Below are 26,981 nucleotides of genomic sequence, written 5' to 3'. Positions count from 1 at the left end.
CACGCTAGTCGACGAGGGACAGGGTGACGGTGATGTTGCCCCGGGTGGCGTTCGAGTACGGGCAGATCTCGTGCGCGCGCTCCGCCAGGCGTCCGCGCTGCTCGGCGGGCGTCGCCGGGGCGTAGACGTCGAGCTCGACCGCGAGGCCGAAGGCACCGGTTCCGTCGCCACCGATGCTGACCTCGGCCGAGACCTCGGCGCCCGTGGTGTCCAGGTCCAGCTCACGGCCCGCGGCGTGCAGCGCACCGAGGAAGCACGCGGCGTACCCGGCGGCGAACAGCTGCTCCGGGTTCGTGCCCTCGCCGCTGCCGCCCATCTCCTTCGGCGGACGGGTGTCGAGGTCGAGGCGGTCGTCCTCGCTGCGGACGTGACCGTCGCGTCCGCCTCCGGTGGCGTGGGCTGCTGCGGTGTAGACGATGTCGAGAGTCATGCCCCGAGGTCATCGTGCGCGTCTGGACGCTTGCTGGGCGTGCCCGTCCCCCCGCTGCCCGGCGAGCGCGGGACCGAGGGCGTCCGGGCGTGTCCGGCGTGCGCGCCGGTGGCGCTCGACCAGGTGGAGTACGACGGAGACGTGATCCGACTCGGGTGGGGCGTGTTCCGCGCGCAGGTGTGGCAGGTGGTCGACCGACGGCGCGTCCGCGGGTCGGGGCTGGTGGCTGCCGTGGTCGCCGTCATCGTCGTGGCGGGCCTGACGGCGCTGCAGCTCACCGTGGGCTGGACCGGCGCGGGCCCCGTCCGCACGGTGATCGCGATCGCCCTGCTGGGCCTGGCCTCGGCCCTGCTCGTGGTGGGGTGTTGGCGGACGGCGCTGCCGGTCGACCCCGCGGCGACCATCAACGGCAGGACGGTCCGGCCGGACTGGCAGCTCGCGGTGCGGTGGTCGGTGCAGCCGTACCTCGCCCGCACCATGCCGCCGATCAACCCCGACGACCGCGCCGCGATCCTGGCGGACACCCCGCTCCTGCAGCGTGGGCTGGTCCGTCGGCTGGTGCGGGCCGCTCCGCTCTTCGGTGCCCTCGGTCTCGCTGGTGCGGCCGTCGTGACCGCGGGCGTCGTGACCGGGTTCGCGGTGCCGTGGGCCTTCCTCTACCTCGTCACCCTGCCGGACATGCTCGTGCGGCTCGGGCGGGCGGAGCGAGCACGACTCGCGGCACTCGCGCTTCCGGACACGGCCGTTGCCGACGCGGCCGTGCCGCCAGCGGATCGGCGGCGGGAGCCGACCGGGTCGAAGGTGCGCCTGCCGGGCGAGTGAACACGCCTGTCGGTGGACCCGGGCACACTGGGCGCATGTGTGGAAGGTTCGTCGTCTCCGACACCACTGCTGACCTGCTCCCCGAGCTGATGGGCGAACTCGCCGTGCGGACGGAGCACGTCGACGAGGACACCGGAGAGGTGCACGCCGGCCTCGCCCCGAGCTGGAACGTCGCTCCGACGGACCCCGTGTACGCAGTCCGCCAACGGCACGGGGAACGCGAACTGCCCCAGATCAGCTGGGGCTTCGTGCCGAGCTGGTCGAAGGACTTCGTCAAGCAGCGCCCGAAGCCGATCAACGCCCGGATCGAGACGGTCGCTTCGAGCGGGATGTTCAAGCGGGCGTTCGCGACGAACCGGTGCATCGTCCCCGCGCAGGGGTACTACGAGTGGGTGGTGCGCGAGGACGGCAAGGAGCCGCACTTCGTGCACGAGCCCGGTGGCGCACTGGCCATGGCCGGCGTCGTCAGCGCCTGGCCCGACCCGACGAAGCCCGAGGGCGATCCGGACAAGTGGCGGCTGTCCCTCGCGATCATCACCCGCGACGCCCACGTCGCGCCGGGCGAGGTCCACGACCGGATGCCGGCGTTCCTGACGCCCGACGGGTACGACGACTGGCTCGGGAGCGACCTGCAGCCCGATGACCTGCTGGCACTGCTCGACCACGAGTCGCTCGCGGTCGCGGCCGGACTCGAGCAGTACGAGGTGTCCCGCGCCGTCAACAGCGTCCGGAACCAGGGGCCGCACCTCATCGAACGCGTGGCCTGAGGCCCGGACAGCACGACGCCCCGCAGCAGGACCGGGGTCCTGGCGGGGCGTGACGATGCGGTGGTGTCAGTCGAGCGTGGAGATCACGTCGGGGAGCAGCTGGTGCAGCCGCGTCGCGAGGCGGTCCTGGGCTTCCTCGAGCGTCCGGAAGTCGCCGACGTATTGGCCGAAGGTGTCGGACACGAAGTAGTGGTCGCCCTGCTTGTCGACCACGCCGCCGTAGTAGCCGCCGTAGTTCGCGGCCCAGAGTCCGGTGTCGGCCTTCGTCCAGGTAACGTGCGCGCGGGTCGGACGGCCGGTGGCGATGACGTCGGCTTCGATCTCGGCGATGACCTCGATCGTGGCGGTGTCGAGGGTCACTTCGCTCCGCTGGCGGCGGGTGTCGGTCATGCTCATGGTGCTGCTCCTCGGTGGGACGATCCTGTCCCCTGCTGCCGTGCTGTGCTGTTGTGGGTGCTGCGTCGTGCTCGTGGTGCGTCGTGCTCGTGGTGCGCGGCTCAACGGTGAGCCGTGGTGTCGTGCTGTCGAGCGGCCGGTGTGGCCGTTGCTCGCCGGCGTCGGTGCCGGCGAGACGTCATTCGACGGGTCGGATGACCGGCGGCAGCATGGTGTGCAGTCGGTCGGACAGGTTGGCCTGGGCGTCTTCGAGGGAGTCGAACTCGCCGACCACCAGGCCGAAGGTGTCCGAGGCGACATAGCGGTCGTCGTGCTTCTCGACGGTGCCGCCGAAGTGGGCGCCGTAGTTCGCGATCCACTCGCCGGGCTCGTCCTGCGTCCACGTCAGCCGTGCACGGGAGGCGCGGGACGGGAGTTCGACGACGGCGTCGAGGATCGCGATGGTGTCGACGGTCTCGTTGTCGAGCGTGACCTCGAGGGGCGTGTCGTTGTTGACGGTGGTGCTCATGTCGCTCTCCTTCGCGCTCCGGGGTACAACTGCTGACACCGAAACGCTAGGGGGTCGACGGGGTGCACCACCAGCGACGCCCGCCGATTCACGGGCTTCCCCAATGCGATCCACGCGGGAACCCAGTGTTTCCGCGGCGGTACGATCCGGCTTCGGGGTACACGTCCCCCGACGCCTGTGGCGTTTTGCGACCATCCCACAGCAGCCCGCCTTGCGGGGGCGACGCGGGCCTCCCGTCCGGTGGTTCGTCACCTGTCGACCGGTCTGGAGGCGCGACCCACTACCGTGACCTTCCGTGCGGGACGAGGACGAAGACCGGGGCGTGCGGAGCACGATCCGCGCTGCGGTCGTGCGCGGGACCGGTTGGTCCCACGCCGCGCGTCGACGCGGCGCGACGAGCGCGCACGCCACCGGCCGGAGCCGCCGCATCGCGGTCGGGATCGGCGTCGTCTACATCGTCGCGGTCCTGTTCATCGGGCTCTGGGGCAGCCCGGTCGACGCCGGGGTGGACCCGTTGTTGACCAGGGTGATCGCGGCGGCACAGCGGCACGGCGCCCCGCCCTGGGTCGACTACGCCACCGTCGAGTCGTTGTCGAACGTGGCGTTCTTCCTGCCGCTCGGGCTGCTCGTCGTGCTGCTGATGGGCGCCCGCTGGTGGTGGGCCGGTGCTGCTGCCGGCCTGGTCCTCAGCACGGCGATCGAGACGGCACAGGCGCTGTTCCTGCCGGCGCGGACCGCGACCATCGACGACGTCCTGGCGAACACCCTCGGGGCGACGCTCGGGGCCGTCATCGGCATCGTGGCGCTGGGCTGGGCAGCACGACGCCGGGCGACGCGCTGACGGAACACGCCGGCTTGCCTGACCGCCTGCCAGCCCTGCCCCTCGTCGGCGAGTCGTGAACCGGACCCGTCTCGGTGCAGCAGGAGTTCCCGTCGCATCACGCAGCCCTTCCGTCGACCATGAGCCACCGTCCGGGAACGACGGAACCCCCGGAGCAGGAGGCTCCGGGGGTTCCGTTGGTGATCCGAGCGTTACGCCGCGATCTGGTCGTCGCGCTGGCGACGGACCGAGGAGCGGACGACCAGCAGGCCGCCACCGAGGACGATCGCGCCGCCACCGATCCAGAGGGCGAGTGCGGAGATCGTGCCACCCGTGAAGGCGAGGGTGCCGTTCGTGCCGGAGCCGGTGCCCGCGGCGACCGCAGCGGCGTCAGCCGGCGCGATGGTGAAGCGGGCGAGGCCGACGACGCCGGAGGTGGCGCCGGTGGCGGTGAGGTTGTAGGTGCCCGAGGCGCCCTGCGGGAAGGTGACGCGGACGACGAGCGAACCGGTCGAGGAAGCCGTGTAGGCCTTCGAGACGGTCGTGGTCGGCAGCGCACCGAGGGTCACGGCGCCAGCGCCGGTCACCTGGACGTTGACCGTCTCGTTGTCCTGGAACGCACCATCGGTGAAGCTCACCGTGGCGACACCACCGGCAACGTAGCTGCCGGAGACAGAGACGTTCGAGTCGGGCGTGTAACCGGCGGCGTTGGCAGCGGCCGGCGTGGCGATGAGTGCGGCGCCAGCCAGCACGACCGCGACGATGAGCTTCTTCATGTGAGTTCCCCTAGTGATCTGATCCGTCAGCCCCTGACACCCAGAAACCGCGTCTTCGCGAACCGATCACCCAGGCCATGGTTGTAGCGAGCGCGATTGCGAAGTTGTCTCAATGTATCGGGATTTCCCAGGTTGTCATCATGTTTCCTGCAACGGGTGTGTTAACAGCGCGCAACGGAACGGTCACGGGTCGAGGCGCCCTCACGTGGTCAGCGGCGGCGTTTGTTGCACTGTGCTCGTGGAAAGCCCTGTCCACGGGCCGGTTCCGGCGGTGTGACCGTGTCTGACCAGCACCTGTCCGCTCCCTGTCCGGCCGTGCAGCTCCGGCAGGGACCCCCCGTTGTGGGGCACCACTCCCCTTGCGCAAATCGGAGCGTCACGCGCGCCGACCGTGCGTCCGCCGAGCGCGCACCCCTACCCTCCGGCGGCGGTGCGGGCGCAGGAGGCTCCGGCTGCGGCGCAGGCACAGGCGCGGGCGCGGGCGCAGGCAGAGGCGCTCGTCAGCCCGCGGGGACCGGAGCCGTGCAGTCGAAGGACAGCGGCTGCACCTCGGACTGCCGCACCCCCGGGGTGGTCACGGCCTGCACAGCGGCCTTCGCGTGCTTCGCATCCCCCAGGAACGCCACGCGGAACGTGGTGCTCTGCCCGGGGGTGAGCAGGGTGCGGAGTTGCACGACGGGGTGCTCACCGTCGGCGGTGGTCTGCACGCCCGCCGACTTGCCGTCCTGCGACGCCCCCAGGTAGATGGCGTTCGACGGGGCGTAGACGGCCACCAGGGTCTTCATGGTCCCGGGCATCGTGCCGAACATGCCGCCTCCGGTGACGTACGCGGGCAGGCTCGTGGCGGCGTCCGCCGGTGCGGCGTTCTTGAGCGTGACCTGCACGACCGAGGTCGGCCGCCCGTCCTTCCGGCACACGGACGTCCCGACGGAGACCGTGCGGTCGAGGTAGTAGTCCATCTTCGAACCGGTGCCGTCGTTCAGGTACACGCCGAACTCCCGCGTGGCCGTCGTCACGGTCGGCAGCTCGCCCGCGATGGCCGTCCCGGTGATGCGCCGCTGCTCGGTGGGCGACGCGCTCCAGAGCTTGAGGCGCCCCTCGCTGACGCCCTCGGTGAGCGCCGCGACGAACTGCTTGGTGTCGAAGCCGCCGGTGGACACGCGGTCGAACACCGCCTTCGCGGCCGAGGCGAAGAACAGGTCCTGCACGGCGGGGTCCGGGTACTTCACGTACGCGTCGCTCAGCAGCAGCTGCACCGCGTTGGCGGACGACAACGTCTCGCCGGTGGGCAGCTGGACGGGTCCGGTCGCCTTGAGCAGGTAGCCGAGCGTCACCGGGTCCATGGTGAGCACGCCGTCGACCTGCTGGCCGTACTTCCGCTTCCACATCTCGCGGGCGAGCTGTGCGGACACGTCGAAGCGCGGGGTGAGGGTGACGTCCTGCATGTACTGCCCGGTGATGTCCCCGTAGAGCGAGCGGGTGTCCGCGGACAGCGGCAGCACCGGGGACGGGAACTCCCCGAACGCGCCACCCGACGACTGTTGCGCCAGGTGGATGGCACCGTCGTCGACCTGGAGGCGCGCCACGGCTCCCGGGATCCCCCCACCTGCGCGGAGCTCCGCGTTGTTCTGGAACAGCAGCAGGTAGTTCCGGGTGCCGTCGTGCCCGAGCATGGCCGGGGCGAGCTGCACGATGCGGTTCGCGGAGTCCGCCTGGGTGGCGGCGGACGCAGCGGCGTTCCGCAGCTGGTTCACCGCGCTGGTGACGGGCGACAGGGTGCCGCTCGTGTCGATCCCGTCCGCATCGCGCTGTGCACGCTGCAGGGTCGTCGTCGCCCGCTGCACCGCGGGCTGCGCCCGCTCGATGGGCGCGAGGTCGATCTTCCCGTTCTTCGGGGCGAACGCGTTCTTCCCGAAGTCCCCGACCACCGAGGACACCGGGGCGACGGCGTTGCGCGCGATGTCGTCGACGACACCCGACACCTGCCGGACCGCGCGGAGGTTCGCGCCGAAGAACGGCACGTACTCGGCCGCGCCCCAGACCGGGTCCCCTGTCAGCGACCGAGCAGAGTCGGCCGATCGTTCGAGGCGCTTCGCCGTCGCCTGCGCGCCGGCGGTGTCACCGCCGGTCAGCTGGGACCGGAGGGTGCCGACGTACCCGACGGAGTCCTCGAGCGCGCGTTTGGCGAGCAACCCACGGATGCCCACCCACGCCACGGCGAGGACGAGCAGGACGACGATGGCGAGGACGACCCACAGGACGATCCGGGCCCTGGACCCCCGGCGTACTGCAGTGTGTCCCGACTCGGGCAGGTCGGACATGCGTCAACCCTAGGACTGCTCGTCTTCGATCCGGCTGCTCACTGCCTGAGCGAGTCCACGTGTGCGCGGTACCAGTCGATCGTCGTGCGCAAACCGGCCTCCAGCCCGATCCCGGCCGTCCACCCCGCGTCGGCGAGCTTCGACACGTCGAGCAGCTTCTGCGGGGTGCCGTCCGGCTTCGAGGTGTCCCAGACGGTCTCCCCCTCGAACCCGACGATGCCTGCGATGGTCTCGGCGATCTCCTTGATCGTCACGTCGGAACCCGTCCCGACGTTGACCTGGTCGGGGCCGTCGTAGTGCTCCAGCAGGTGCAGGACGGCAGCCGCCATGTCGTCGACGTGCAGGAACTCGCGTCGCGGCGTGCCGGTCCCCCAGTTCTCCACACGCTCGGCGCCCGACTGCGCGGCCTCGTCGTACCGGCGGATGAGTGCCGGCAGGACGTGCGACCCCTGGGGCGAGAAGTTGTCGCCCGGCCCGTACAGGTTCGTGGGCATCGCGGAGATCCACGGCAGGCCGTGCTGTCGACGGACGGCCTGGACCTGCATGATGCCGGCGATCTTGGCGATCGCGTAGGCGTCGTTCGTCGGCTCGAGGTGCCCGGTGAGGAGCGCGTCCTCGTGGATCGGCTGCTCGGCGAACTTCGGGTAGATGCACGAGGACCCGAGGAACACGAGTCGCTCGACGCCCTGCTCGACGGCGGCGTCCATGACGTTGACCTGGATCTGCAGGTTCTCGCTCAGGAAGTCGTGCGGGTAGGTGTTGTTCGCCATGATCCCGCCGACCTTCGCCGCGGCGAGCACCACGTACTGCGGCTGCTGCTCCGCGAAGAACGCGAACACGGCGGCGCGGTCCTTCAGGTCGAGCTCCTTCGAGCTCCGCCCCACCAGGTCGGTGAAGCCCTCCTGTTCCAGCTTCCGCCAGACGGCAGACCCGACGAGCCCGCGGTGGCCGGCGACGTAGACGCGACCGGACCGGTCGAGCGGACCCGGGGTGAACTCGATGTCGGCCATCAGGCTTCCCAACTCTTGAGCGAGACACGGTCGATCCAGGGGCTGCCCTCGTGCTCGAGCGCTTCGATGTCCGCGTCGACCATGATGCGGGCGAGTTCGGCGGTGTCGACCGTCGCCTCCCAGCCGAGCTTCTCCTTCGCCTTGGAGGCGTCGCCGACCAGGGCGTCCACCTCGCTCGGGCGCAGGTAGCGTTCGTCGAACCGGACGTGGTCCTCCCAGTTCAGACCGGCGTGCGAGAACGCGGTCGACAGGAAGTCCTTCACGGTGAAGTCGCCACCGGTGGCGAGCACGAAGTCGTCCGGCTCGTCGACCTGCAGCATCCGCCACATGCCCTCGACGTACTCGGCCGCGTAGCCCCAGTCGCGGATCGAGTCGAGGTTCCCGAGGTACACGTGGTCCTCGATGCCGGCCTTGATCCGCGCCACCGCGCGGGTGATCTTGCGCGTGACGAAGGTCTCACCGCGTCGGGGCGACTCGTGGTTGAACAGGATCCCGTTGACGGCGAACATCCCGTACGCCTCGCGGTAGTTCCGGGTGACCCAGTAGCTGTAGACCTTCGCCGCCCCGTACGGCGACCGCGGCCAGAACGGCGTCTCCTCGTTCTGCGGCGGTGGCGTCGCACCGAACATCTCGGACGACGACGCCTGGTAGAAGCGCGTGTGGATGCCGGACATCCGGACGGCCTCGAGCATGCGCATGGCACCGACGCCGGTGACGTCACCGGTGTGTTCCGGCTCGTCGAACGACACCCGCACGTGCGACTGCGCCGCCAGGTTGTAGACCTCGTCGGGCTTCAGCTCGCCGAGCAGGCTCACGAGCCGCGCACCGTCGCCCAGGTCCCCGTAGTGCAGGAACAGCTTGGCGTCCGGGTTGTGCGGGTCCACGTACAGGTGGTCGATCCGCGACGTGTTGAACGTCGAGGCCCGACGGATCACCCCGTGCACCTCGTACCCCTTGCGGAGGAGCAGCTCGGCCAGGTACGAGCCGTCCTGGCCGGTGATGCCCGTGATGAGTGCGCGCTTGGTCAATCGATTCCCCAGAGCTTCTATCGAGAGCGAGGGGTCGGCTTCGAGCCAGTCCCCCGGACGGCAAGTGCAGTCAGAACCTGAGCGTAACGCGCTAGTGCCGCATCTTCGGTCAGATGCGAGCGCCGGAAGAGCTGTCCACGTGCACCGAGACGTTCCGCGGCGGACAGATCGGAACCGAGCGCTTCTGCCCCCTCCAACAACGCTGAAGGGTCCCCCGCAGGGACAACCACACCTCCGCCCGAGGTCAGGACCTCGCTCTCCGTGATGCTTCCTGCGTCAGTCGCCGCGATCACCGGTCGGCCCGAGCTGAAGTACGAGGTCAACTTGCTCGGCACCGCCATCGTGGCAACGCCGGGCTTCTCGTTGACGAGGAGGATGTCCGCCGCGGCCATCGCCGCCTGGTACCGGTCCTCGTCAAGCGCCTCGAGGAATTCGACGGAGCGGATCCCTTCTGCGGCGTGCTGCAAGCGCGACCGTTCGCTCCCGCCTCCGAGCAGGACGAACCTGACTGCACTTCCCCTCTCATCGGCCAGCCGGGCAGCATCGACAACGTTCTCGAGCCCCTGCTTGACACCCAGGTTTCCGGCGTGGAGGACGACGACATCGCTGGAGTTCCAGCCGAGGGCCTCCCGGGTGGCGGCACGGTCGACGACCTCGATCTCGGGCAAGTGCGTCCAGTTCCTCACCACGGCGATCTTGCTCGCAGGGACGTGAAGCCGGTCCATGAGGACGTCGGCCGATCTTTCGTGGATCGCGACCACCCGATCAGACGCGCGCAGGATCCGACCTTCGAGGGCGTGCATGAGGCGCGCCGTCAGCTTGCCGCCCTGGGCAGTCTCCTCGATGCCGAGGGTGTAGATGTCCTGCACCCAGAGCGCCACCGGAACGCGCCGGATCCCGCACTTGGCTCGCAACACCCCGAACATCGCCGCGAAGAGACCAGGAGAGACCAGGACGACGACGTCAGGTTTCCCCCATCGCGCCACGACGGATCGCACTCCGAAGGACAGTTCTGAGATCAGACGGCGATAGCCACGGGGATTCCGCGGGACGTAGTGAAGCTTCCGATCGACCCTGACGCCCGTCCCCGCCGACGAGCTCGCCCAACCGACGCCACTCTCCGGAAGTCGCCACGACGGGTAATGCGGGTACGTAGTGATCACTCGCGTCATCCACCCACGCTGCTGGAGCCCCTCAGCGAGCGAACCCGTGTAAGGCGCGTTTCCGGTTGCTTCTGGGGTGTAGTTCAGCCCGACGATGGTCACTGTCAGCGGCATCGGCACCCGCGCAGCGTAGCAGCGCAGGTGTTATGCGAAAGCAAGGGGCGCGGCTAGGCTTCCGCCATGTCGCTCCTGCTCCCGCTGCTGGCGAGCGTTCCCGTTCCGGTGCGTTTCCGGTGGCGTGTGCTGCGGATGGCCGGACTCGACACGGCAGTCGCCGGGATCGAGCGATCGGTCTCCTTCTGGAATCGGAAGGTCACGATCGGACCCGGCAGCTACGTCAACCGGGGAGTGAAGTTCGAGGGGGCTGGCAAGATCGAGCTCGGCTCGCACGTCGCAATCGGTCCGGACGCATTGATCCTGACGTCGACGCACGAGATCGGCCCTTCAGAGTGGCGTGCGGGATCGGGAACACCGCGCGTCGAACCGGTGACCATCGGCGACGGAACGTGGATCGGGGCCCGGGCGACCATCCTGCCTGGAGTGACGATCGGCCGAGGGTGTGTGATCGCCGCCAACGCCCTGGTGCGCGAGGACTGCCCTGACAACACGTTCTGGGCTGGTGTCCCTGCTCGGATGAAGAAATCGCTTCCTTGAGACCGCACGTTGCGATGGCCGCTGTCCGTGAGCACACGACCAGGGGCCCGCAGCGCTGGATGGAGAACTTGTGCCGACCCCAGTGATCCCCCTGGCCGATGCACCCGGCGAACGCAGCACGTGGAACAGACCGTTCCCGGTCGTGCTCCTCTGGGCTGTCGCGGAGTTGCTGTTCGTCTACAACCCGTGGCAGATCAGCTCGGCGCTGCGGGCATTCGTTCTCCGCTCCTTCGGCGCGCGCATCGGGGATCGCGTGATCATCAGACCGCGGCTGCGCGTGCGTTTCCCGTGGCGGCTCTCAGTAGGAGATGATTGCTGGATCGGCGAGGGCGTGTGGATCCACAACCAGGACGACGTGATCATCGGGAGCAACGTGGTCGTCTCTCAAGAGACCTTCATGACCACGGGCAGCCATGCACATCGCAAAGACATGTCCTTGATCACCCGGCCGATCCGCATCGACGACGGCGTCTGGATCACCTCCCGCTGCATGATCCTCGGCGGCACCCACATGCGAACGTCCTCGCTCGCCGCACCGATGTCGGTCGTGGCCGGAGAGGTTCCGGAGAACACGATCGTCCGCGGGAATCCGGCGCAGGCGATCGGCACACGATTCAACGACGGTGGAGTGCGAAGCAAGTGACCCTAGATCGTCCCTCCCAGAGCGTCACGGTTTGGATCCACGGAGGTCTCGGGAACCAGCTCTTCCAACTCAATCGCGCGCTGCTCGCGACCTCAGATGGACCGAGCAAGCTGCTGGTCGCGAACGCGAGCTTTGCCAAGGACCGGCTTCGTGATTTCGAGCTCGACCGGATCGTGCCACCTACGGCATCACTCACGGCAAAAGAAGCATCGAGGATCGGACTCCCGTACACGCGGCTCGGCACGAAGCGCCGGCGTTCCCTCCGCGGCAAGGTCCGTTTCCGATTCGAGGGGGACGATCCAGCTGCGGAGCTGTTCCGCCCGGGAACGGTCAGCGTCGGGTTCTTCCAGGACGAGGCGAGCCTCGCACTTCCGACCTCGCCCGTCTGTGAGCGTTTGGCGAGCACCGAAGTTGAGGACCCCGGGAAGGCTCGCATCGCGTCGGGCCGCCCAGTGTTGCACGTGAGGCGGGGCGACTACGCGACATCAGCCAGCGCGAGAAAGTCGTTTGGGTACCTGACACGGGCCTACTACGAGGCCGCCTGCGCTCTGCTCGAAGTGCGGCTGGAAGACTGCGTCATCTTCACGGACGACCCGCAGAGTGTCGCGGAGGAGTTCGAGGTCGACCCTGCCCAGATCGTCGGCCCCGAGGACCTCGCTTCTCCGCTGGACAACATCAAGATGATGGCCACAGCGAGCGCGCTCGTCATCCCGAACAGTACGTTCTCATGGTGGGCCGCTGAAACCTCCAGAGCACCCGTCGTCGCACCACAAACGTGGTTCTTCGACCGTCCCGCGAACTTGCGGCGGGATCGGTGGTTTGCCGTGGCGAACGCGTGACTCGGTTCCGCGCGCTCTCAGCGCTCGGCTGGCTCCCGGCGAGCCAGGCGGTCGTGCTCATCGTGTCGCTGACGACGTTCGCGATTCTCTCCCGACTGATCGGCCCGGTCGCCTACGCCCAGTTCGCGGTGCTGGCGTTCGTCTACACGATCTGCGCGCTCGCGACCGACCTGTCGGCAATGGGTTACTTACTCGTTCACGGAGACACGCCTCACCATCGACGAGCCGCCTGGAAGAGTGCGCTCACGAGTGCAGCGTGCGGTCTCGTGATCCTCCTGATCGCGCTGCTCGCGCTGTCCTTCGCCCCGTTGCCGCAGGGGCCCCCTGGTCCCGTCAACATGGCAGTCCTCGGCACGGGTCTCGTGACACAGGCACTGGTGCAGCCGCTCCGTGGCCGCATGATGATCGGCCGGTCCTATGCCCGGATTGCGACGAGCGACGTCATCGCCACCGTGATCGCCTATGGAATCACCGTTGCGATCGCCACCAGGAGCGCGTCGGTCACTGTCCTCTGCGTTCAACTGGCTCTCACGTCCTTGCTTCGTCTGGTCATCTTCGCCGCCCTCAGTCCACGCAACAGCAGGGGGCCGCGCACGTCTGTCAAGAGTGACCTGCGGGATGGGCTCTCGACGTCGGTCGACCCCTTCCGCTACGGACTCCAGGTCATGCCACTGAACGTCGCCTCCTACGCCAGCCGGTCGATCGATTCCGGCATCCTCCCCCTCATCCTGCCTGCCACCGCGGCCGCGACGTACTCTCGGTCCTACCAGCTGATCGTCACCCCGATCACGCAAGTCCAGCTCTCGCTCGGGGGCGCAATCGTCGAGCGGCTTGCGCGGCACGAGAGCAGCACTCCAGAGGATCGAACACGGTTCGACAAGCGCCTGTGGACCGCCCTACACGCGTTGACCTTCACAGCCGCGCTCGTCCTGTCAGTCTCGGCCTCACTCATCCAGAAGGTCTTCTTCGGCCCGGGCTGGTTCCACGTTGACCTGATGGTCGCGTCAATGGCAGCCCTCCTCCCGTCCTTGGCGCTCAGCAGCTACATGTCGTGGAAGCTTCAGATCCGAGCGGACTTCCGGCACTCGATCGTCAATCTCGTCGTGTTGATGCTGGTCCCGTTCTTGGCAATCCTCCTTGCCGCGATTGCAGGGACTACAGGAGCTGTGATCGGCCTCATCGTCGGCGCGCTCACACAGGCCGGGTGCCTTGCGGTGCTCCATCGAAAGTTCCTTCCGGTGTCCCTACGAGCAGCACTCGCGCAGATTGCTATCGAGTGGCTGGTACTCGCCGCACTCGTGTTCGTCCGACTCCTCTGACGGCTAGTTCCCGCTCGCGAGCGGGAACGCCCAGGGCATGTTCAAGAGTCGCTCCACCCTCTGTCGGTCGGTAGGGCGCTGCAGCTCGTCCAGCAGTTGAGTAGCGCGGCTCCGGAGCTCCTCGTTGGACGAATTCGATGCACGCGGTATCCCCAAAGACATCCCGAGTCGATCCCAGGATCGGAGCAGTGCTCGGTTCTCTCGGACCTGTCGCTCATACCCGACGCGCGCCGTCGCCTGACCCTCGTGATGGCGATAGGCGACGGTTGGCCAACTCGAGAATCGGATCCGCGCACCGTCCGCAGCGAGTCGAACCCACAGTTCGTAGTCTTCAGCGGGCCCGTGCACATACGTCCCGGCGCCGTTGAGCGCATCACGGCGCGCGATCATGGTCGACTGCGGCAGCGGATTCAGGATGAACAGCGCCAACGGAACCGCATCTGTGGAGAGCTGAGCGGGCCGCGGGACGTGCGGCCGACGTCCACGACCGAACCTGATGATCGGCGCAAACAGGAGGTCCACGCCGTCCATGCGCTCCTCGTAAGCGAAGAACCTGTTGGGAAGGGTCACGTCGTCCGCGTCCATCGCTGCGACGAACTCGCTGTCCGTCGCCCCGATGAGGATGTTCCGGGCAGCTGCGGCGCCGACGTTCAGCCCGTCCCCGCCGAGTAGACGGACCCGCCGATCATCGCGAGCCAACCGGTTCGCGACCTCGGCGGTGTCGTCCGAGCTGGCGTCGTCGTACACCAGGATTTCCGAGTCCCGGGGTAGCGCGCGCAGCGTCGAGCGGACGGCTGCCTGCAGCGTTGAACCAGCATTGTGCGCCGGCATCACGACGGTGATCCTAGGCACGATGCCCTCCGAGGACGCGCGCAGGGATGCCTACAGCGGTCGCCCCGGCCGGCACGTCTCGGATCACGACGGAAAGGCTTCCGAGGGTTGCACCATCCCCGACGACGATCGGGCCGAGAACCTGAGCGTAGGCGCCGAACACGACACCGTTCCCCACGAGGGGTACGCCGCCCTTCTCGTGCCGCTCACCGACCGTGACGCCGTGGCGCAGAACACAGTCGGTCCCGATCTGAGCCTGAGGATGGATGATGATCCCGCCGAAATGATGGATCATCAGGCGCGGCCCGATGTCGGCCGTCCGGGGCAGATCAATCCCGGTAGCGAGGCGAACCACGCTGTAGAGACCGAAGTGCACGACGTGCCGAAACTTTCCGACGACCGACTTGTCCCCGACCGTGGAGCGCCCGTATCGGTACACGCGGACGGCCCAGTAGCTCGGCTGGAGCAGCCACGGGAATGGGCCGTACAGCGCCCGCTCCGTCGCCTTCGCCGCCGCGTTCGGATATGAGGGCATCGTTATCTCCTCGCCAGAATCTGCCGGTATCGTCTGCTCGCGACATGGCGCAGTCTGCTGACGAGCCGAAGCGGCAGCGCGGTCCGGAGGATCTCTCTCTGCACGACCCCGGCCTGCTCACCAATGAGCCTCGCGTGTTCGTTGGAAACGCCGTCCAGGTGGAACCGCGCGACCGGGAGAGAACTACGAGCGAACGGCACATCCCGCGCGTAGAGGTCCGCAGTGAACGCGTAATCAGCAACGATTCCGAACCGACGGTCGTACCGAGCGGCACCGATACCCGCGAGCGGGTAGAAGATCGCCTGATGTGAGGTCGGCAGAGCGTGCCACATCGATCGTGGAGGACGACTCGACCGCGCTCTGTCGACCGTACGGCCTGCCAGGACGTAGTCCGCGAGCACGACGCTTCCTTGGTTGCCCGCAAGCACTCCCCGGAGGGCGGTCCAGTCGGTCAACGCTTCGTCCCCGCCGTTCAAGAACCAGACGTGACCACCATGAACGCGATCGAGACCCTTGTTCATCGCGTCGTAGATCCCTTCATCCGGCTCCGAGATGAGGACAGCGGCAGGCGTCCACTCTCCGACGAGGTCGCGGGTGGCGACGCTCTCGCCTCCGTCCACGACGACGACTTCGAGATCGTCGCCGGCGACGTGGACGAGCTCCGTCAGAGACGCCAGAGTGCGCGCGAGCCCGTCATCGTCGTTGTAGGTGATTGTGACGATCGAGAGCGTGGTCATTCCGAGGGGTCTCGATTCCGAGAGGTTGAGTCGCGTGTGGCACACGGTGAACAGCGAAGAGCAGCCAGAGCATCAAGAGGTATTCGGGAAGCATCACACCCCCGGAGAAGAACAGACTACCGACGGCCCATACCGCGACGAGCGCCCGTCCGGGCTGGCTGGCCCGATGGGCGACCACCACGCGACGGCCGACCCAGGCCAGCAACCCCAGGCATCCGATGACTCCGATCCATCCGAAGTAGAACACAAGCACGTAGAACCCGTTGTCCAACGAGTCTCCGGTGGAAGCTCCGTTGAGAATGCCGTAGTCGGCGACCGTGTTCCGCAACGATCCGAAGGGATGCCCGAACGGAAAGTGCACCAGCGTGTCACTGAGAATCCGCAACGGGCCGACAAGCCGGTAGTACGCGCTCGACCCGGCCGTGAACGTCGAATCGAGTCGACCGGCGAGGTACGGCACTGCGACGATCCCCGTCAGGAGGAGGCCCGCGACGGCAGGAAGGCGCCAGCGACTTCGACTAACGATCAAGGCGACCGCGGCCACTGCTGCGAACACGAGGAGGCCCGTCGCGGATCGGACCGCGAGCAAGCCAACGGACCCCAATATCCAGGCCGCGACGGCATGCCGTTTCACGACGACGAGCCCGACCGCGAGCGTTCCGATGACGAACGCGGCGTAGGAGGGCTCGAGGTAGAACGCCGCGGCCCGTGGAATCGGATTGAACTCCAGGTGCGGATCGTACTGGTACAAGTACTGATGCTGGCCAAAGAGGTTGAACCAGGCGAGGCTCCCACGCGATCCGGTCAGTACCTGAATGACAGACAGCAGGGTGACCACGATCAGGGCCAGGAACATCCCTCTGATCGCCGCTGGTACGAATGCGGGACGCACCGTCGACTGCGAGAACTGCGCAACGAAGAACGAGCCGAGGACGAAGAGTCCGAACGTCCCGAAGAACGACCCGTAACCGTCGCGTATGGACGGAGCGACGATCTGCACCAACGCGTTCGGTACGCAGACGATCGCAAAGGTCAGGATCAGCCTGGGGACCGCCACCCTCGTCGAAGCCACACACAGTAGGGCCAACCCGATGAAGACCCCGATGGTCACCGGGTAGTTCCCGAACTCGCCGATCTGGAAATGCTGGAAGACGACGAGCCCGACAGTGAGGATCGTTACCAGGGCGCGGTACAACGCTTGGCTCACGGCAACATCTCTCGGTACAGCGACGCGTACTCAGCGGTCATGCGCTGAGGGTCGAAGAGCGTATCAGGCAACGTGTCGGCTGTCGTCGGCTCGCTCGGCTGGTCCAACACACCTTCCCACTCGTCGTCTGCGACGAGCACTCGGACGCGCTCGTCCGCTTCGAACTCCCTCGCCGCTGGCGATGGGCTGGCGATCACCCGCAAGCCAGCGGTCAGCGCTTCCGCGATGGTCAACGGGTAGTAATCGACCTTCGAGAAGAACAGCAAGTGCGAATGGTCCCGCATGATCCGGACCATCTCACTACGGTCCTGAACGGCGGGGAGGTGCAGAGCGCCCACGATCGGCTCGGCCAGCCTGTCGCCCACAACCGTCACCCGGCCAGGCACCTTCCCTGCGAGCGTGCGCAACATCGGGAGATCGACCTTCACCGGATCGCGGAGATCCCGGCTCATGAACAGGTAGCGAGGTTCGACGTCGTCCCGCTCCTCCTTCGGTGATGACTGCACCGCGTCCCAGAATGCGCCGTCCACCGCGTTCGTGATCACCCTGACGTCCCGGAAGCCCGCGGTCCGCATCTCGCCCGCGAGCCATTCGGCGCATGCGACAACGCGCGCATCGCTGGCCAGCCCGAGGTCCTCGAAAGCTTGTCGTCGTCGCGTGAACTGCACCGCTGCCCGGTCAAGCGTGGCAGGCGGGTAGGCCTCGAGATGCGGACACGGGTCGCACCCGGTCTTCCACCCGTCGCAAGCACCGGGTTGCGCACACCGGCCCGTCATGAGCCACTGATCGTGCATCGTCCACACGACCGGCTTCGCCTCCGCCGCGAGCATCTTCATCAGGCCGGTCGGCGGCATCATGTAGCTGTGCACGGCATGGAGGTGGACGATGTCTGCTGACCTGATCGCCTCTCGCAGTGCGGCCAACCGGGCTCGACCAGGAGCAACGACTTCTTCACCTCGCATTCGGTGCGCGATCATGTTGACCGCGGCTGCCGGTCGGCTGGTGAGTCGAAGCGCGTCGTACTCGTCCTCGAGCGGTGAAGCGGCTCCCGAAGGCCCGTACCCGTAGGCCATGGCGCTCTCGAAGCCATGTGTTGGCAGCGAGTCATGGAGCGTCCGCGCCACGCCGCTGGCACCGCCCTCGCTCAAGCGGACGTTCACTTGCAGGACCTTGGCTACCACGCATCCTCCTCTCTCGACATCGCACCAACCGACGTCCACTCGCCGATCAGCGATTGATCAGTAGGCCCCGGTTGGGCTCATCACAGCCCGGAACGTCTTCCAGAGGATCAGGAGATCCCCGATGATCGACCAGTTCTCGACGTAGAACAGGTCCAGCCGTACGGAGTCCTCCCACGACAGATCCGACCGCCCGCTCACCTGCCACAATCCCGTCATTCCGGGCTTCACGAGGAAGCGGCGGTGCACATGCTGGTCGTACCGCTCGACCTCTCGTGCGAGCGGCGGACGCGGTCCGACGAGGGACATCTCTCCCAGGAGGACGTTGAAGAGCTGCGGAAGCTCATCGAGGCTGAACCGACGCATTGTCGCTCCGACGCGGGTCACACGCGGATCGTCCTTCATTTTGAAGAGCACGTCGTTCCCGGCGGCTCGGTCGAGCTGACCGAGTTCCTGCAGCCGCTCCTCCGCGTCCGTCACCATCGACCGGAACTTGACCATGTGGAACGTCTTGCCGTTCAACCCCACCCGCTCCTGCCGGAAGAACACCGGGCCGACCGACGTCAGCTTCACCGAGAGCGCCAAGACCACCAGGACCGGTGAGGTCAGCACGATCAGGAGAGCCGAGCTGACGAGGTCGAACGCGCGCTTCGAGTACAGCTTCCGACCCGAGTACGTGGGCGTCTCGACGTGGATGAGCGGTAGGCCCTGCACTGGACGGGTGTGGATGCGCGGTCCACCGATGTCGGTCAGGCTCGGAGCGACGACGAGGTGCTGGCGACCGGGTTCGAGGGACCAGCTGAGCTCCCGGACGCGCTCTGGGGGAAGGTCGTCCGAGCTGGTGATCACGACAGTGTCTGCCCCGGTCACTGCCAACGCCGCCGCCACGTCGCCGAATCCGCCGTGGCTCAGCAATGACGTTCCGGTGAGCAGGCCCCGCGTTCCGTCCGCGACCGTGGCGCCCACGACGCGGTAGCCGGCCTCGGGCAACCGCCCGAGCTCACGCGCGATGTGCACGACACTCGCGGTGGAGCCGACCAGCAACACCTTCGCGGAGTACGCGCCGTGCTTGCGCTGCGCGACCAACCACTGTCGCCACATCCACCGGGACAGCAGCAGCACCAGGATCCCGATCGGGAAGGCGATGAGCACGTACCCGCGCGCCAGGTCGACGTGCAACAGGAACGCGGCGATCGCCAGCGCGCCGAACACGCGGATGCTGGAGTCGGCGACCAGGCGGTACTCGGTGCTCCCGACGCCGATGACCCGGTCGCCGCGGGTGTCGTAGAGGGCGAGCGCGCTCATCCACACGATGATCACGACGATCGAGATGCCGAAGTAGCTGAGCCGCACGTCTGCGGTGTTCGTCGCGAGGTTGGAGTCGAGCCCGAGCCAGGCGATCTGCGTCCCGAACACGACCCAGACGAGCGCGAGCAGATCGGTGAACACGACGCCGCGCGAGTACCGCCGACTCCACGAATCTGCCGGCGGGGTGCTCGGACCGGCATGCGCAGCGCCGCTGGTGCGCGCCTGGGACGGCATCACCACGACTTCCCGCCGTCCCCCGACACGTGCACCACGTCACCGGCCCAGGCCCACACGGCCTGCCCGGCCCGGTTGATCGTCACGGGCCCGTCGGTGGCCGCCGCCGACCAACAGCCGATCGACGTGACGGTCGACGACGCGGTCACGCCGGTCGCCGGCATGGTGGCGATGTCGACACCGTCGCAGCCCACCGCCCCGACGCGCGCGATCGTGTATGCGTTCCCGTCGACCCCGAGAGAGCGGACGCCGGTGATGGGCACCCGCACCCAGGCGTCGGTCCCGCTGCGCCAGTCGAGCGCGTCGCCGCAGACGACGACGGACGTGTGCTGCCCCTGGAACGCCTGCACCGGGTCGGCGCAGGGCGCCGGGACGGTCCCCGTGGACAGGACGACGCCGCCGTCGGCGAGTCCGGCGCCTGCGGCGCCGGCCGCTCCCGCCGTCCAGGACGCCGCGTCGTCCGTGCTGGTGCGCGTCGTCGTCTCACATCCGTCGCCGATGCCGGCGACGATCGAGAGCGACGAGCTGGAGGCACGGATCGCGATGAGCGACCGCACGTCGGACCCGAGGTGGACGGCCTTCCACGTCGCTCCGGCGTCGGTGCTGCGCTCGAGGACCGGTGCGTCACCGCCGCAGCGCCCACTGGAGGCCCGCCATGCCTCCGTCGCGTCGACCGCGGACAGCAGACGGCGGCCGGACGCACCGCTGGTCGCGGTCTGCGCACCGGCGTTCGCGGTCGGGGTCGCGCCCGGGTTCGCCGCCGGGGTCGACGTCGGCTTGCTGCCCGGCGTGCGGGACGGCACCGGCGCGCTCGAGTACGTCGGGATCGGTCCGGCCGGTCGGCTGTGCTCGGCTCCGGTGCGACCGAGGGCGAGCGCGACGAGCACGACGTCGACGACGACGAGCGCCACGATCACGACGGCGACCCACGTCAGGGTCGTCCGTGTCGCAGGCCGCCCGATGCGTCGGGTCCGTCGTCGCACGTCCATGGGGCGGTCCTCAGCGGTCGGCGCGACGCAGGACGCCGGCCTTCTTCCCGCTGCGCTTCGGCGACGCCACCTTGGTGGGTTCCTCGGTGTCGAGGCCGTACCCGTAGCCGTACCCGTAGCGGCCGTAGCCGTACGCGCCCGGGCCCTTGATCGGCATCATCGTCATGACGAAGCCGGCGATCGGGGCGCCGACGTTCTCGAGCGACGACACCGCACCGGCGAGCTGCCCCTTGTGGGTCTTGCCCGCAGCGACGGCGATCATCGCGCCGGACGCCTTCTTGGCCAGGATCGCGGCGTCGGTGACGGGCAGTAGCGGCGGGGCATCGAAGAGCACGTAGTCGAACTCGCGCTCGAGCCTGCGGATGAGCTCCTCCATTGCCCGGGAGCCGAGGAGTTCCGACGGGTTGGGCGGGATCGGACCGGCGGGCAGCACGACCAGGTTGCCGCGGCCCCAGGGCTGCGCGACGTCCTCGAGCTCGGCACGCCCGATGAGCACGTCCGTGAGTCCGGAGTTCCCCTCGATCTCCATGTACTCGGCGACCCGCGGGCGGCGCAGGTCGGCGTCGATCAGGATCACGCGGAAGCCGGCGCTGTCCAGCGCGATCGCAAGGTTGGCGACCGTGGTGCTCTTGCCCTCGGACTGCACCGACGAGGTCATCACGAAGGTGCGGGATCCGGTCCCGATGTCCAGGAACTGCAGGTTCGTGCGGAGCGTGCGGAACGACTCCGCGCGGGGGCTCCGCGGGTCGACCTGCACGATGAGGGGCCGTTCGGACGCCTTGCTGTCGTAGGCGATGCCGCCGACGACGGGCTTGTCGCTGATCTTCGCGACGTCGTCCTCGGTGCGGACCCGGTTGTCGAGCGTCTCACGCAGCACGGCGATCCCGACGCCGAGCGCCAGTCCGACGAGCAGTCCGAGCGCCACGTTGACGGGCACGTTCGGGCTGACGGGCTTCTCGGGGACCTCGGCCTGCTTCACCCGGGTGAGCTTGACGGTGCTCGACCCGTTCGCGTCCGTCGCCTCGATGCTCTGCACGACGTTCGTCAGGCTCTGCGAGGTCGCGTTCGCGATGTCCGCGGCACGGACCGGGTCGGTGTCGTTGACCGAGATCGAGATCAGGGTTGTGCTCGTCGGCGCGGTCGCGGTGATCTGCGACGCGAGCTGGTCCGCGGTGACGGGCAGCTTCAGCGTGGCGATCACGGGCAGCAGCACGATCGGCGTCGATGCCAGGTTCGAGTAGGTCAGCACCCGCTGCTGCGAGAACGTGTTCCCCTGCGCCAGGTCGCTGGCGCTGCCCGACGTCTCCGTCGACACGAACACCTGCGCGGAAGCCGAGTACACCGGCTTCTTCAGCAGTGAGTACCCGGCGGCCGCGGCCACCCCGACCAGTGCGAGCACCAGGATGAGGACCCATCCCTTGCGCAGCACTGTGATGTAGTCGCGTAGTTCCACGCGGCCCGCCTTCCCCGACGCTCGTCGTGCTCCTGCGGCCCCTGCCCAGGAAGGCCGGGATTCTCCCAGCACACAACATGCAAATAGTGCCACACGGATGCGGCCACGTTGACGGTATCTCGCGATCTGCGCCTCCCGTCCCCTACGGTGGCGGCATGAGCAGCGCTCCGGAACCGGCCGTCACCGAGCTCGAGTCCGCGCGTCAGCGCGACCTCGTCGCCCTGCTCATCGCGATGGCCGTGGCCGTCGTGCTGTCCCGACTGGTCGGGACGATCGCCCGGTCTGGAGGCATCCCCTCCCCCGTCCTGCAGGTCCTGGCCGCCGACGTGGCGGTCTGGGCACCCCTCGTGGTGGGCGCTGGCTGGGTGGTGCGCCGCGCCTCCCGGCCGGACGCCCTGCCTCGCCTGCGACTCGACCTGGGCGACGCCGTCTTCGCGATCGGCATCGTGATCGTCTGCCGCGGTGTGGACGCGTTCCTGTCCCTGTCCATCACCGGGTCCTCGGGTCTCAGTCCGGCGCCGACGCTCGGCGCTCCCGACGTCGGACTGTTGGTCGTGTCGGCGATCGGCGTCTGCCTGGTCAGCCCGGTGCTCGAGGAGATCGTGTTCCGCGGGCTCTTCCAGCGGCGCTTGGCGGACGCTCTGACCCCGCGCACGCGGTTCCTCGCCGTCCTGCTCACCGCGTTCCTGTTCGCGGTCCTGCACCTGCTGATCGGCAGCCCGTCGAGTTCGCTCATCGGGTTCGAGGTGTTCGTGACCACGTTCCTGCTCGGCCTGCTCACCGGCACGCTCGTGGCCATGACCGGGCGCATCGGTGGAGCGATCCTGGCGCACGTGCTGTTCAACACCGTCGCCGTCGTGCTCACCTGGCCGCGCTGAGCGACCTGACGCGGTCCGTCCCCGGCACGGCGAGGACCCCCGACCGGTAGCCTTCCACGAGCATGTCTCGCCCAACCAGCATCATCGACAGCTCGCTCGTCCGACAGGCGCCGATCAGCATCCTGCTCGGGGTCGCCGCGCTGCTCAGTGTCGTGCTCCCGACGCTGGGCGTGTCCAACGACGGCGTCTTCGTGGCGAGCATCGTCGTGATCTCGCTCGCAACGCTCGTCGCGGTCGCGTCGCACCTGTTCCCCGGGGCGCAGTCCCTGGTGTCGATCGTGATCGTGCTCGACTTCCTGGCCGTCGCACTGTTGCGCACCGGGACCGGCGCCGAGACCTCGGTGTTCACGTCGCTCGTGGTCCTGCCCGTGGTCTGGTGCGCGTCGCTCCGGGGCCGGCAGACGGTCGTGTTCGCCGCCGTCGGTGTGACGGCCGTGATCCTCGCCCCCGTCCTGCTGCGACCGGGCACGCCGATCGGGTCGAGCGAGCTCGTGCGACTCGGCATCACCGTGGTCGTGTTCGGGACGGTCGCCGGCATCGTCCAGGAGCTGTCGCGCCACGCCCGGCAGAGCGTGCAGACCGCGGAGGCCAGCGAAGCAGTCGTCCGCGACGAGATCAGCCGTGCCGGCGCGGTGCAGCGTTCCCTGCTGCCGACCACGCGCGTCGATGCCGACGGAGCCGCGCTGAGCCGGGTCTTCGACGGGCTCCGCGTGGCGGGTGCCTGCATGCCGGCGAAGACCGTCGGTGGGGACTTCTTCGACTGGTACAGCACGCCGCAGGGCTTGGCTGTGAGCCTCGGGGACGTGATGGGCAAGGGCGTCGGCGCCGGGCTGATCGCCGCGGCCGTCCGTGCGACCCTGCGGAGTGCGCGGACCGTCGATGACCCCTCGGAGGCGCTCCGACGAGCATCGGACGGGCTCACCGCCGACAATGCCGCGATGAACGTGACGTTCACCACGCTGTTCCACGCACGGTTCGGCGACGACGGCTCTGTCCGCTGGGCCGACGCGGGGCACGGTCTCAGCTTCATCCTGCGCGCCGACCGGACGGACCGCGACCGTGCCGGCAGCGGGAGCGGCACCGGCGCTGGCACCGGCACCGGTGACGCCGTGGATCCGATCGAACGCCTGCACTCCGTCGACCTGCCGCTCGGACTCGGCATCCGGGACGAATGGGCCACGTCGGCGACGACGCTCGGGCCGGGCGACCTGCTCATCGCGTTCAGCGACGGCGTGCTCGACCTGTTCGACGGCAACGACGACGCCGTGGACCAGGTCGCCGCGCTGGTGTCGGCGGACCACGACCCGGCGGCGCTCGTCGCGGCCCTGTCGGAGCGGGCGGCGTCGGTGCCGCACGACGACGACGTCACCATCATCGCCGTCCGGCGTGACCTGGTGACCGCTGACACCGAGGACCGGGCGGGCAGCGACCTGACCGCTGGCTCGTTCCACCGCGCAGGCTGACCGACCGGCCGAGCCGACCGCCCGGCTGCGCTCGGTCCTGCTGCACTCGGTCCTGCTGCGCTCGGTCCTGCTGCGCTCGGGTCCTGCTGCGCTCGGGTCAGGAGACGGCGCGCACCGCGTCCGCGATCTTCGCCAGGGCACGGTCGATCTCGTCCGCCACCCGCTCGTGCGTCGCCGTCGACCGCCGGTAGGGGTCGTCCACGTCGTCGTCCGCGGGGTCGGCCGGCGGCGGCACGGTCCCCCGCAGCCGGGCGACCCGCTCGACCAACTGCTCGGGCGTGCTGACGCCGTCCAGGTCCCCGGGTTCCAGCCCGTCGAGCACCCGGGCGAACTGCTTGATCGTGAACGCCCGCTTCGCGGTCCGGGGTGCCAGGGACACCACGGCCGCGCGGTGCGACCGCTCGGCGGTGAGCACCAGGTCGGCCGCTGCGGCGATCTCGGGCGTCAGGTACCGGGAGGCGTGCGACGACGGGTCACCGCCGAGACGACGCGACTGGGCCGCAGCCGCGTCGTCCATGGCGGCGCCGTCGTCGGCGATGGTGCCGGCCGACTCGATGACGTGCGCGCGGGCGGCGTCGGCGAGACGCGTCTGCAGCACCTGCGCACCCAATGGGGAGCGGCAGATGTTGCCGCTGCAGACGAAGAGGATCCGCATCAGGCCTCGTCGGCGCCGAGCAGGTCGTGCCGCACGACGATGGCGTCACGGCCGGGGCCGACACCGATCGCGGAGATGCGGGCACCCGACATCGCCTCGACCGCCAGGACGTACGCCTGCGCGTTCGCGGGCAGGTCCTCGAAGGAACGGGCGCCGGTGATGTCCTCGGTCCAGCCGGGGAACTCCTGGTAGATCGGCTTCGCGTGGTGGAAGTCCGACTGGCTGACCGGGACCTCGTCCACACGCTGGCCGTCGACCTCGTACGCGACGCAGACCGGGATCGTCTCGAGCCCGGTCAGGACGTCGAGCTTGGTGAGCACGAAGTCGGTCACACCGTTGATGCGCGCCGTGTACCGGGCGATCGGGGCGTCGTACCAGCCGCAGCGGCGGGGACGGCCGGTCGTCGTGCCGAACTCGAACCCGTTGGCGCGCAGGAACTCGCCGGACTCGTCGAACAGCTCGGTCGGGAACGGGCCGGCGCCGACGCGGGTCGTGTACGCCTTGACGATGCCGATGATGCGCTCGAGCTTGCCCGGGCCGATGCCGGAGCCGGTCGCGGCGCCGCCGGCGGTGGCCGAGGATGACGTCACGAACGGGTAGGTGCCGTGGTCGACGTCGAGCATGGTGGCCTGACCGGCCTCGAACAGGACGGTGTCGCCCCGCTCGAGGGCACGGTGGATCTCGAGCGCGGTGTCGGCGACCATCGGGCGCAGGCGGTCCGCGAAGGACAGCAGCGACTCGACGACTTCTTCCGGGTCGATGGCGCGACGGTTGAAGACCTTCACGAGCAGGTGGTTCTTCTGCTCGAGGGCGGCTTCGACCTTCTGCCGCAGGATGTTCTCGTCGAAGATGTCCTGGATGCGGATGCCGACGCGGTTGATCTTGTCGGCGTAGGTCGGGCCGATGCCGCGGCCGGTGGTGCCGATCTGCCGCTTGCCGAGGAACCGCTCCGTCACCTTGTCGACGGTGCGGTGGTAGTGCGTGATGACGTGGGCGTTCGCCGAGACGAGCAGCCGCGAGACGTCGACGCCACGGGCCCGGAGCGCGTCGAGCTCCTGGAACAGCACTTCGAGGTCCACCACGACGCCGTTGCCGATGATCGGCGTGACCCCGGGTGTGAGGATGCCGGACGGTAGCAGGTGCAGCGCGTACTTCTCGCCGCCGACGACGACCGTGTGCCCGGCGTTGTTGCCACCGTTGAACTTGACGACGTAGTCGATGCGGGGGCCGAGGAGGTCGGTGGCCTTCCCCTTGCCCTCGTCGCCCCACTGGGCTCCGATGATGACTGCTGCGGGCATCTGGTTCTCCTCACGTTGGCGGAGGACCGCACGCGACCTGGGGCCGGTGGTCCACCCGAGTCTATCGAGTGGTCATCTGCGCGCTACCTGCCTGTGGAGAACCGGCCACACCTGGGAGCGCACGGACCCGACCAGGGGCAGCGTCGGTCGTGCCCGGTCAGCAGCACCGGCCGGGCCGACACGAGCACGACCAGCACGACCATCCAGACCCACGACGAAGGAGCACGACATGAGCGGACTCGGCGACAAGGCGAAGGACTTCGCGGACAGCGACAAGGGCGAGCAGGCCACCGACAGCGGCCTCGACAAGGCAGCCGGCGCGGCCGACAAGGCCACCGGTGGCGCTCACACCGACCAGATCGACAAGGCGGAGCACGCCGCCGACGACAAGATCGGCAAGTAGTCCGACCCGGGTACGGACAGACGGGAGGCGCGGTGCCAGCTGGCACCGCGCCTCCCGTCTGTCTGTCCACACCCGGTCAGGTGACCGGACCTGCGGAGGTCACACCAGGAAGAAGTCGGCGTACGACGGGTCCCCCACCGGCTGGGCCAGGCCGGGGATCGCGAGGCGCTCTTCGACCATGGCCTGGATCACGTCCGGCGGCGTGAGCCCCCGGCGCAACCACTCGGCCGGGTCCGACCGGAGCTGCATGAGAGTGGTCTTGATCGGCATGAGAACAGCTTGGCAGTGAACTACTAGTTTGTCTAACTACCTGTCC

At 68.6% G+C, this 26,981-nt stretch carries 29 protein-coding genes; 10 read left to right on the top strand and 19 right to left on the bottom strand.

What is annotated here, in order from left to right:
- Positions 1-4 precede the first annotated feature (4 nt).
- Positions 5-430: an organic hydroperoxide resistance protein gene (locus J7E22_RS09265; protein WP_214981294.1), complete on the bottom strand. Its 426-nt coding sequence runs from the start codon at positions 428-430 to the stop codon at positions 5-7.
- Positions 431-469: 39 nt separating this feature from the next.
- Between J7E22_RS09265 and J7E22_RS09260 the strand changes: the two genes are divergently transcribed.
- Positions 470-1,252: a hypothetical protein gene (locus J7E22_RS09260; protein WP_214981293.1), complete on the top strand. Its 783-nt coding sequence runs from the start codon at positions 470-472 to the stop codon at positions 1,250-1,252.
- Positions 1,253-1,287: 35 nt separating this feature from the next.
- The gene (locus J7E22_RS09255) at positions 1,288-2,019 is read left to right on the top strand and encodes an SOS response-associated peptidase (RefSeq protein WP_214981291.1); all 732 of its coding nucleotides are present in this window, start codon (positions 1,288-1,290) and stop codon (positions 2,017-2,019) included.
- Positions 2,020-2,085: 66 nt separating this feature from the next.
- On the opposite strand, the gene J7E22_RS09250 is transcribed toward J7E22_RS09255, so the two are convergent.
- Both J7E22_RS09250 and J7E22_RS09245 read right to left on the bottom strand, forming a co-directional pair.
- Positions 2,086-2,415 (bottom strand): hypothetical protein, encoded by a 330-nt coding sequence (locus J7E22_RS09250; protein ID WP_214981290.1) that lies wholly within the window; start codon positions 2,413-2,415, stop codon positions 2,086-2,088.
- Between the two features lie 178 nt (positions 2,416-2,593).
- The gene (locus tag J7E22_RS09245; RefSeq protein WP_214981288.1) at positions 2,594-2,923 is read right to left on the bottom strand and encodes a hypothetical protein; all 330 of its coding nucleotides are present in this window, start codon (positions 2,921-2,923) and stop codon (positions 2,594-2,596) included.
- Positions 2,924-3,218: 295 nt separating this feature from the next.
- Here J7E22_RS09245 and J7E22_RS18220 point away from each other — a divergent pair, with 295 nt between their 5' ends.
- Complete coding sequence (locus J7E22_RS18220; RefSeq protein ID WP_214981285.1) at positions 3,219-3,764, top strand: VanZ family protein; 546 nt, start codon at positions 3,219-3,221, stop codon at positions 3,762-3,764.
- Positions 3,765-3,955: 191 nt separating this feature from the next.
- Here the strand turns inward: J7E22_RS18220 and J7E22_RS09235 are convergent, their stop codons facing one another.
- The 5 genes from J7E22_RS09235 to J7E22_RS09215 all read right to left on the bottom strand — a co-directional run bounded on the left by J7E22_RS09235 (position 3,956) and on the right by J7E22_RS09215 (position 10,155).
- A complete protein-coding gene (locus J7E22_RS09235; protein WP_214981283.1) occupies positions 3,956-4,519 on the bottom strand; it encodes a hypothetical protein in 564 nt (187 codons plus the stop codon).
- 500 nt (positions 4,520-5,019) lie between these two features.
- A complete protein-coding gene (locus J7E22_RS09230; protein ID WP_214981281.1) occupies positions 5,020-6,840 on the bottom strand; it encodes a DUF4012 domain-containing protein in 1,821 nt (606 codons plus the stop codon).
- 38 nt (positions 6,841-6,878) lie between these two features.
- Positions 6,879-7,850 (bottom strand): GDP-L-fucose synthase, encoded by a 972-nt coding sequence (locus J7E22_RS09225; protein ID WP_214981279.1) that lies wholly within the window; start codon positions 7,848-7,850, stop codon positions 6,879-6,881.
- Positions 7,850-8,878 (bottom strand): GDP-mannose 4,6-dehydratase, encoded by a 1,029-nt coding sequence (gene gmd / locus J7E22_RS09220; RefSeq protein WP_214981277.1) that lies wholly within the window; start codon positions 8,876-8,878, stop codon positions 7,850-7,852. The genes J7E22_RS09225 and gmd overlap by 1 nt, the downstream gene beginning before the upstream one ends.
- A gap of 17 nt (positions 8,879-8,895) precedes the next feature.
- Positions 8,896-10,155, bottom strand: coding sequence for a glycosyltransferase (locus J7E22_RS09215; protein ID WP_251008934.1), 1,260 nt, complete (start codon positions 10,153-10,155; stop codon positions 8,896-8,898).
- Positions 10,156-10,221: 66 nt separating this feature from the next.
- On the opposite strand from J7E22_RS09215, the gene J7E22_RS09210 reads away from it, so the two are divergent.
- From J7E22_RS09210 to J7E22_RS09195, 4 genes are all read left to right on the top strand, one after another.
- Positions 10,222-10,695, top strand: a complete 474-nt coding sequence (locus J7E22_RS09210; RefSeq protein WP_214981273.1) for a DapH/DapD/GlmU-related protein — start codon at positions 10,222-10,224, stop codon at positions 10,693-10,695.
- A 70-nt stretch (positions 10,696-10,765) separates the two neighbouring features.
- On the top strand, positions 10,766-11,338 hold the full coding sequence (locus J7E22_RS09205; RefSeq protein WP_308159196.1) for an acetyltransferase: 573 nt from the start codon (positions 10,766-10,768) through the stop codon (positions 11,336-11,338).
- The gene (locus J7E22_RS18215) at positions 11,335-12,177 is read left to right on the top strand and encodes an alpha-1,2-fucosyltransferase (protein WP_214981271.1); all 843 of its coding nucleotides are present in this window, start codon (positions 11,335-11,337) and stop codon (positions 12,175-12,177) included. The genes J7E22_RS09205 and J7E22_RS18215 overlap by 4 nt, the downstream gene beginning before the upstream one ends.
- Positions 12,114-13,496 (top strand): oligosaccharide flippase family protein, encoded by a 1,383-nt coding sequence (locus J7E22_RS09195; protein ID WP_308159195.1) that lies wholly within the window; start codon positions 12,114-12,116, stop codon positions 13,494-13,496. Before J7E22_RS18215 ends, J7E22_RS09195 begins: the two co-directional genes overlap by 64 nt.
- Before the next feature lie 3 nt (positions 13,497-13,499).
- Here the strand turns inward: J7E22_RS09195 and J7E22_RS09190 are convergent, their stop codons facing one another.
- From J7E22_RS09190 to J7E22_RS09155, 8 genes are read right to left on the bottom strand one after another with little or no spacing between them, the layout of a single operon-like run.
- On the bottom strand, positions 13,500-14,348 hold the full coding sequence (locus J7E22_RS09190) for a glycosyltransferase (protein ID WP_214981262.1): 849 nt from the start codon (positions 14,346-14,348) through the stop codon (positions 13,500-13,502).
- Positions 14,341-14,862, bottom strand: a complete 522-nt coding sequence (locus J7E22_RS09185) for a serine O-acetyltransferase (protein ID WP_214981260.1) — start codon at positions 14,860-14,862, stop codon at positions 14,341-14,343. The genes J7E22_RS09190 and J7E22_RS09185 overlap by 8 nt, the downstream gene beginning before the upstream one ends.
- Positions 14,863-14,864: 2 nt before the next feature.
- A complete protein-coding gene (locus J7E22_RS09180) occupies positions 14,865-15,599 on the bottom strand; it encodes a glycosyltransferase (RefSeq protein WP_214981258.1) in 735 nt (244 codons plus the stop codon).
- Positions 15,556-16,806, bottom strand: a complete 1,251-nt coding sequence (locus tag J7E22_RS09175; protein WP_214981256.1) for a putative colanic acid polymerase WcaD — start codon at positions 16,804-16,806, stop codon at positions 15,556-15,558. The genes J7E22_RS09180 and J7E22_RS09175 overlap by 44 nt, the downstream gene beginning before the upstream one ends.
- The gene (locus J7E22_RS09170) at positions 16,803-17,987 is read right to left on the bottom strand and encodes a glycosyltransferase (RefSeq protein ID WP_308159194.1); all 1,185 of its coding nucleotides are present in this window, start codon (positions 17,985-17,987) and stop codon (positions 16,803-16,805) included. The genes J7E22_RS09175 and J7E22_RS09170 overlap by 4 nt, the downstream gene beginning before the upstream one ends.
- A gap of 57 nt (positions 17,988-18,044) precedes the next feature.
- A complete protein-coding gene (locus J7E22_RS09165) occupies positions 18,045-19,526 on the bottom strand; it encodes a sugar transferase (protein ID WP_214981564.1) in 1,482 nt (493 codons plus the stop codon).
- A complete protein-coding gene (locus tag J7E22_RS09160; protein ID WP_214981252.1) occupies positions 19,526-20,515 on the bottom strand; it encodes a hypothetical protein in 990 nt (329 codons plus the stop codon). The genes J7E22_RS09165 and J7E22_RS09160 overlap by 1 nt, the downstream gene beginning before the upstream one ends.
- 10 nt (positions 20,516-20,525) lie before the next feature.
- Positions 20,526-21,968, bottom strand: coding sequence for a polysaccharide biosynthesis tyrosine autokinase (locus J7E22_RS09155; protein ID WP_214981250.1), 1,443 nt, complete (start codon positions 21,966-21,968; stop codon positions 20,526-20,528).
- Between the two features lie 155 nt (positions 21,969-22,123).
- Between J7E22_RS09155 and J7E22_RS09150 the strand changes: the two genes are divergently transcribed.
- Together J7E22_RS09150 and J7E22_RS09145 are read left to right on the top strand one after the other, a co-directional pair.
- The gene (locus tag J7E22_RS09150) at positions 22,124-22,846 is read left to right on the top strand and encodes a CPBP family intramembrane glutamic endopeptidase (protein ID WP_214981238.1); all 723 of its coding nucleotides are present in this window, start codon (positions 22,124-22,126) and stop codon (positions 22,844-22,846) included.
- A 62-nt stretch (positions 22,847-22,908) separates the two neighbouring features.
- Positions 22,909-24,309, top strand: coding sequence for a PP2C family protein-serine/threonine phosphatase (locus J7E22_RS09145; protein ID WP_214981235.1), 1,401 nt, complete (start codon positions 22,909-22,911; stop codon positions 24,307-24,309).
- Positions 24,310-24,406: 97 nt separating this feature from the next.
- On the opposite strand, the gene J7E22_RS09140 is transcribed toward J7E22_RS09145, so the two are convergent.
- Positions 24,407-24,964, bottom strand: coding sequence for a low molecular weight phosphatase family protein (locus J7E22_RS09140; protein ID WP_214981223.1), 558 nt, complete (start codon positions 24,962-24,964; stop codon positions 24,407-24,409).
- Positions 24,964-26,262 (bottom strand): adenylosuccinate synthase, encoded by a 1,299-nt coding sequence (locus J7E22_RS09135; RefSeq protein ID WP_214981211.1) that lies wholly within the window; start codon positions 26,260-26,262, stop codon positions 24,964-24,966. The genes J7E22_RS09140 and J7E22_RS09135 overlap by 1 nt, the downstream gene beginning before the upstream one ends.
- 229 nt (positions 26,263-26,491) lie before the next feature.
- Between J7E22_RS09135 and J7E22_RS09130 the strand changes: the two genes are divergently transcribed.
- Positions 26,492-26,665, top strand: a complete 174-nt coding sequence (locus J7E22_RS09130) for an Rv0909 family putative TA system antitoxin (RefSeq protein WP_214981208.1) — start codon at positions 26,492-26,494, stop codon at positions 26,663-26,665.
- Positions 26,666-26,764: 99 nt separating this feature from the next.
- Here the strand turns inward: J7E22_RS09130 and J7E22_RS09125 are convergent, their stop codons facing one another.
- On the bottom strand, positions 26,765-26,935 hold the full coding sequence (locus J7E22_RS09125; RefSeq protein WP_214981193.1) for a hypothetical protein: 171 nt from the start codon (positions 26,933-26,935) through the stop codon (positions 26,765-26,767).
- Between the last annotated feature and the right edge of the window lie 46 nt (positions 26,936-26,981).

Source organism: Curtobacterium sp. ISL-83, from assembly GCF_018613895.1.
Classification (GTDB): domain Bacteria; phylum Actinomycetota; class Actinomycetes; order Actinomycetales; family Microbacteriaceae; genus Curtobacterium.
Note: the sequence above shows the minus strand (reverse complement) of the source record. Positions and strands in the feature narration are given on the sequence as shown.